General features: G+C 56.6%; 7 protein-coding genes. 5 read left to right on the plus strand and 2 right to left on the minus strand.

The window, feature by feature from the left end; genetic code table 11:
* Nucleotides 1–50: 50 nt before the first annotated feature.
* Nucleotides 51–974 carry an adenylate/guanylate cyclase domain-containing protein gene (locus ACRZ9X_RS19685; protein ID WP_480521773.1) on the minus strand — a complete coding sequence of 308 codons (924 nt, stop codon included), beginning with the start codon at nt 972–974 and terminating at the stop codon, nt 51–53.
* A gap of 160 nt (nt 975–1,134) precedes the next feature.
* Here ACRZ9X_RS19685 and ACRZ9X_RS19690 point away from each other — a divergent pair, with 160 nt between their 5' ends.
* Complete coding sequence (locus ACRZ9X_RS19690; RefSeq protein WP_480521774.1) at nt 1,135–2,004, plus strand: DMT family transporter; 870 nt, start codon at nt 1,135–1,137, stop codon at nt 2,002–2,004.
* Here ACRZ9X_RS19690 and ACRZ9X_RS19695 read toward each other — a convergent pair.
* A complete protein-coding gene (locus tag ACRZ9X_RS19695) occupies nt 1,989–2,804 on the minus strand; it encodes a putative rhamnosyl transferase (RefSeq protein WP_480521775.1) in 816 nt (271 codons plus the stop codon). The two genes, ACRZ9X_RS19690 and ACRZ9X_RS19695, sit on opposite strands and share 16 nt — an antisense overlap.
* A 397-nt stretch (nt 2,805–3,201) precedes the next feature.
* On the opposite strand from ACRZ9X_RS19695, the gene rpsL reads away from it, so the two are divergent.
* From rpsL to ACRZ9X_RS19715, 4 genes are all read left to right on the plus strand, one after another.
* Nucleotides 3,202–3,573, plus strand: a complete 372-nt coding sequence (rpsL, locus tag ACRZ9X_RS19700) for a 30S ribosomal protein S12 (protein ID WP_005621086.1) — start codon at nt 3,202–3,204, stop codon at nt 3,571–3,573.
* A 15-nt stretch (nt 3,574–3,588) separates the two neighbouring features.
* Nucleotides 3,589–4,059 carry a 30S ribosomal protein S7 gene (rpsG, locus tag ACRZ9X_RS19705; protein ID WP_039529242.1) on the plus strand — a complete coding sequence of 157 codons (471 nt, stop codon included), beginning with the start codon at nt 3,589–3,591 and terminating at the stop codon, nt 4,057–4,059.
* Between the two features lie 18 nt (nt 4,060–4,077).
* Nucleotides 4,078–6,195 (plus strand): elongation factor G, encoded by a 2,118-nt coding sequence (gene fusA, locus ACRZ9X_RS19710; RefSeq protein ID WP_480521776.1) that lies wholly within the window; start codon nt 4,078–4,080, stop codon nt 6,193–6,195.
* Nucleotides 6,196–6,255: 60 nt separating this feature from the next.
* On the plus strand, nt 6,256–6,487 hold a 232-nt coding region (locus ACRZ9X_RS19715), incomplete at its 3' end, for a GTP-binding protein (RefSeq protein WP_480521777.1).

Raw genomic sequence — 6,487 nt, forward strand, 5'->3', positions numbered from 1 at the left:
CTCCGATGCTCAATAGTGGTCGCATTGGACTAGAAGGTGACGGGCTTCATTCACACCCGCAGAACATGGGCTTTAACCGGATCCGCCTTGCCCTTGAGGTTAAGCGTGCGTTGTTCGGCTATTTCAGGCTTGTTGTTCAGGTGTTCATGGAAAGCTTCGGAATAAACCAGTTCTCGCGATCCAGCTTCTGCCTGAAAACGCGCGGCTATGTTGACCGTATCGCCGACTGCCGTGAAATCTTTGGCTGCGCCGGTCTGGATTGATCCCACGTTTGCAGTTCCCAAAGTCATGCCGACGCCGACATCAAGCGGGAGATTGCCGTTGTCCAAGCCCGTCACCAGCCTTTTTGCGGCCGCCAGCATCTTGTCTGCTGTATGTTCGCTCAGTGAGGGCAATGGCACAGGGTAGATCGCCATAATCTGATCGCCGATATATTCCACAATCGCGTCATCGCGGGTGATTTCTTGTGTCGCGACCTCATAGAACTGGATCAACACGCGCGCGACCTCATCGGGCGCATGAGATTCAGACCACGCCGTAAAGCCCCGAAGATCGGCGAATAGAATTCCGACCTCAAGATTGATGGTAACGGCAGGCAAAGCTGTGAAGCAGCTTTGGCAAAAGTTCGGGTTTTTGGAAGAAGGCCTGATGCCCAGGACTTTTCCCAAACCTTCAAACGGCACGAGGCAAAATCTGCAACGCGGCGAAGAGGGCAGAAATCGTGTAATCGCCCGGACCCGACCAACAAATCCTGTCATGCACAGATTCAGGATAAGCGGATCCTCGTCCGAGGAAAGACGACTGACAATCCAAGCGTCGTGATTATAGATATACCAGACAAAAGCAGCGGTCAGCAGAATACACAGCAGCGCTCCGAGCAAAACCGAGTAGAGAACGGCCGAGATAATCGAAAGCGTCAGAATGAGAACGCCGACAAAGATTACTCCGATTTCAAACAGACGAGCGTTTCGCATCAACAGGTACCGGTTCGAACACGATCAGTATACACGACTTGTCTGTTTCTGCGTGCTTTGTTCTTTCGCTGATCGGTGAGGCCTTGTGAGCTCGGTGTCTTGACAAGAACTGACGTGATCTTGCCTATGTTTTTTATTTGGAAGCTTTGGAAGTCTTTGGATGACCCCGAATTTAAAGGGCGCCCTGCTGATGATGGGCAGCATGGCTGCGTTTACCGTCAACGATACGCTGGTCAAACTGGTCGGGCAGGAAATCCCGCTGTTTCAGCTTGTTGCGATGCGTGGCGCGCTTGCGTCTGTGCTGGTGTTCTTGCTGGCCAGGCATCTGGGGAGTTTGCATCTTAACTTCCCGCGTCATGACAAGTGGTTGGTGGCATTTCGCTGTGTCACCGAGCTGGCAGCCACGTTCTTTTTTCTCACCGCTCTGATGCACATGCCGCTTGCCAATGTGACGGCGGTTTTGCAGGCCTTGCCCCTGACAGTGACCCTGGGCGCGGCATTGTTTTTTGGAGAATCTATCGGTTGGCGGCGCATTGCGGCAATTGCGATGGGGTTCACCGGGATGCTGCTGATTGTGCGTCCGGGCGCCGACGGGTTCAGCGTTTATGCCATCTATGTCCTGATTGCGGTCGTCGCGGTCACTGCTCGCGATCTGATCACGCGGCGCATGTCGGCGGATGTTCCGTCGATGGTGGTGACCTTGGCGACATCACTTTCGATTTCGCTGGCTGCGTTCGTCGCTTCTGTATTTCAGGGGTGGGTTGTCGTGCCGGTCGCCTCGGGTGCGATGGTCGCCGGAGCTGCCGTATTTGTCCTGATGGGCTACCTGTTCAGCGTCATGGTCATGCGCGTGGGAGAAGTTGGTTTTGTCGCTCCGTTCCGGTACTCCAGCCTGCTATGGGCGCTGGGGCTGGGGTGGGTTGTGTTTGGTGACTGGCCCGATGCGATCACGCTGCTGGGGGCCGGTCTGGTCGTCGGCGCAGGGTTGTTTACCCTGTTCCGCGAACGCGCACGTCAAGCGGCGGTATGAACCTGACGAACACGCGCGGCGTCGATGGCGAAACGTGCCGCAAAGTCTTTCTGCATCTCCGGGGTCAAGGGGGCCAGCTGCGCCTTTTGTTTCTCTGCCCTGCGGGAATCGTTGAATCGGTTTAACGATCGCACCCACATCGGAGCATCGGGGTAACTGATCACCGGCATGAACCGCCCGATCCGGTTATGAGAGAAGCTGATAATCGTGTGGGTGGATCCACCTGCAATGCACATCCCCAGCCCCACGCCCAACAGTGATTTGTAAACCTGCGCTGCCTGGATCCCCTCGGGGCCGAAACTGGCCAGATAGCCGTTGTTGAAATCGATCCCGATGGCCTGCCTTTGGTTCAGCAGCGACTGACCATCGGATGCCGCTGCTCGCAAATGCTTGATGAAGTCCACGGAAACGGCATCGTCATCGTCATGGCGGAACTGAAGGCATGGTTGATCGGGACATGCACGCGCTTCGTGCAGAATGCGCTTCATGATCTGACGGTGTTTCAGGGTTGGATCAACCGGTTTCCGTATGATCCGGGCCTGGCTGATATTTGCGGTCAGATCATTGAGCCGCTCAAGCGCAGCATTTGGCAGACAGGTGCCGACAACGATCAGAAGCTCAAAATCCTCATCCGTTTGCGCGTGGAAGCTGGGCAATGTCGTGGATTCGAAAAGGCGAAACCGCTCTTCCAATCGTGCGGGGCTATAAAGATGGCGGCGGCGGGCTTCGACGGTGTCGTGTTCAATCTGAAAATCCCCCAGCGCAGGGAAGGAAAAGCGGCACAGGCCGATAACTTGCATGATTCACCCGTCAGAATTGGCTTGGCCAAACTATGCATATGCGCTTTCCGGCCTGCAACCGGGCTAGAGGGGTGGAACAGCATCAGATACGCTGATAAATCAGCGCTATCCGGCCTGAAGGGTATCAAGACCCGAGCGCTGTTGACACCGGCGCCGACTCCGCTTAATACGCGCGACATCTCGGTACCGGGGGCCGCCCCAAAACCGATTTCAGTAATGAACTGGTCAAGGCCCGGACAATTTTGCCGTTCGCGCCCTCTGATAACAAACCGCGACGTTCACCTCGGAATGGGAACGCTCGCGGGTTTTGCGCTTGTGGACGCATGAGTGCAGCGAATTTAACCGCACGCAACGCGCGTGCATGTCATGTGTGTTGCAAAACGGGGAAGAAACCGGAATGCCAACTATTCAACAGCTGATCCGCAAGCCGCGGCAGCCCAAAGTAAAACGCTCAAAGTCCATGCACCTGGAGCAGTGCCCGCAGAAACGCGGCGTCTGCACCCGTGTGTACACCACCACACCGAAGAAACCTAACTCGGCGATGCGTAAGGTTGCCAAGGTGCGCCTGACCAACGGGTTCGAGGTCATCTCGTACATCCCCGGTGAAAGTCACAACCTGCAGGAACACTCGGTTGTTCTGATCCGTGGCGGCCGTGTGAAAGACCTTCCCGGTGTGCGTTACCACATCCTGCGCGGTGTTCTGGATACTCAGGGCGTCAAAGATCGTAAGCAACGCCGTTCGAAGTACGGCGCGAAGCGTCCCAAGTAAGAAGGAGAGGCTGATATGTCACGTCGTCACGCCGCCGAAAAACGCGAAGTCCTGCCTGACGCCAAATTTGGCGACAAGGTTCTGACCAAATTCATGAACAACCTGATGATCGACGGCAAGAAGTCGGTCGCAGAGCGCATCGTTTACAACGCCTTTGACCGCGTTGAGAACAAGATCAAGCGCGCTCCTGTCGAAGTGTTCCACGAAGCGCTCGACAACATCAAACCGTCGGTCGAGGTTCGCTCGCGCCGGGTTGGTGGTGCAACCTATCAGGTTCCGGTCGAAGTGCGCCCCGAGCGCCGCGAAGCACTGGCCATCCGCTGGCTGATCACTGCTGCGCGTGGCCGCAACGAAAACACCATGGAAGAACGCCTCGCCGGTGAATTGCTGGACGCTGTACAGTCCCGCGGTACCGCCGTGAAGAAGCGCGAAGACACCCACAAGATGGCCGAGGCGAACAAAGCCTTCAGCCACTATCGCTGGTAATTCAGAGGCTTATCAAAAATGGCACGCGAATATCCGCTCGAACTGTACCGTAACTTCGGTATCATGGCGCACATCGACGCAGGTAAGACCACCTGCTCGGAGCGTATCCTGTATTACACTGGTAAATCCCACAACATCGGTGAGGTGCACGATGGTGCAGCCACCATGGACTGGATGGAACAGGAGCAGGAACGCGGCATCACCATCACTTCGGCTGCGACCACCACCTTCTGGGAACGCACCGAAGACGGTCAGACCGCCGATACCCCCAAGCACCGCCTGAACATCATCGACACCCCCGGCCACGTTGACTTCACCATCGAAGTTGAACGCTCGCTGGCGGTTCTCGACGGTGCCGTTTGCGTTCTGGACGCAAACGCCGGTGTTGAGCCCCAGACCGAAACCGTGTGGCGTCAGGCTGACCGCTACAAGGTTCCGCGTATGGTTTTCGTCAACAAAATGGACAAGATCGGCGCAGACTTCTTCAACTGCGTTCGCATGATCGAAGACCGCACCGGCGCACGCGCTGTTCCGGTTGGTATTCCGATCGGCGCCGAATCCGAGCTGGAAGGTTTGATCGACCTTGTCACCATGGAAGAGTGGCTGTGGCAGGGCGAAGATCTGGGCGCAAGCTGGATCAAAGCACCGATCCGCGACAGCCTGAAAGACATGGCTGACGAATGGCGCGGCAAGATGATCGAAGCGGCCGTCGAAATGGACGACGACGCGATGATGGAATACCTGGAAGGCAATGAGCCCGACGTTCCGACCCTGCGCGCCCTGCTGCGCAAAGGTACTCTGGATATCGCGTTCGTTCCGGTTCTGGGTGGTTCGGCGTTCAAGAACAAAGGCGTTCAGCCGCTGCTCAACGCTGTGATCGACTATCTGCCCAGCCCGCTGGACGTTGTTGATTACATGGGCTTCAAACCCGGCGACGAGGAAGAAGTTCGTGACATCGCCCGTCGTGCAGATGACGCAATGGCGTTCTCGGGTCTGGCGTTCAAAATCATGAACGACCCCTTTGTTGGCTCGCTGACCTTCACCCGGATCTACTCGGGCACCATGAACAAGGGTGACTCGATCCTGAACTCGACCAAAGGTAAGAAAGAGCGCATCGGTCGTATGATGATGATGCACTCGAACAACCGGGAAGAGATCGAAGAAGCGTTTGCAGGCGACATCATCGCGCTGGCGGGTCTGAAAGACACCACCACCGGTGACACCCTGTGTGATGCGAAGGATCCGGTGGTTCTGGAAACCATGACCTTCCCCGATCCGGTGATCGAGATCGCGGTTGAGCCCAAAACCAAGGGCGACCAGGAAAAGATGTCTCAGGGTCTGGCCCGTCTGGCCGCCGAAGACCCGTCCTTCCGTGTGGAAACTGATCTGGAATCCGGTCAGACCATCATGAAGGGCATGGGCGAACTTCACCTGGACATCCTGGTTGACCGTCTGAAGCGAGAGTTCAAGGTTGAAGCGAACATTGGTGCGCCGCAGGTGGCCTATCGCGAAACCATTGGTCACGAAGTTGAACATACCTACACCCACAAGAAACAGTCGGGTGGTTCGGGTCAGTTCGCCGAAGTCAAAATGGTCATCTCGCCGACAGAGCCTGCCGAAGGTTATTCGTTCGAAAGCCGCATCGTTGGTGGTGCTGTTCCGAAGGAATACATTCCGGGCGTTGAAAAAGGCATCAACTCGGTCATGGATAGCGGCCCGCTGGCTGGCTTCCCCGTGATCGACTTCAAGGTCGCCCTGCTGGACGGTAAGTTCCACGACGTTGACTCGAGCGTTCTGGCGTTCGAAATCGCGGCTCGTATGTGTATGCGTGAAGGTATGCGCAAAGCGGGCGCGAAACTGCTGGAACCGATCATGAAGGTCGAAGTGATCACCCCGGAAGAATATACCGGCGGTATCATCGGCGACCTGACCTCGCGTCGTGGCCAGGTGTCTGGTCAGGAACCGCGCGGCAACGCCATCGCGATTGACGCGTTCGTTCCGCTGGCGAACATGTTCGGCTACATCAACACCCTGCGTTCGATGTCGTCGGGCCGTGCCCAGTTCACCATGCAGTTCGACCACTACGATCCGGTTCCGCAGAACATCTCGGACGAGATTCAGGCGAAATACGCATAAGCGAAGATTTGAGGGAGCGTGGGTATCACGCTCCCTTCATTACCGAAAAAGGAGGCCATCATGGCAAAGGAAAAGTTTGAGCGTACAAAACCGCACGTCAACATCGGCACGATTGGCCACGTTGACCACGGCAAGACCACGCTGACCGCAGCGATCACCAAGTATTTCGGTGACTTCAAAGCGTATGACCAAATCGACGGCGCGCCGGAAGAGAAAGCGCGCGGCATCACCATCTCGACCGCCCACGTGGAATACGAGACCGACAACCGCCACTACGCGCACGTCGACTGCC

It is taken from the genome of Ruegeria sp. AL1, assembly GCF_056540905.1.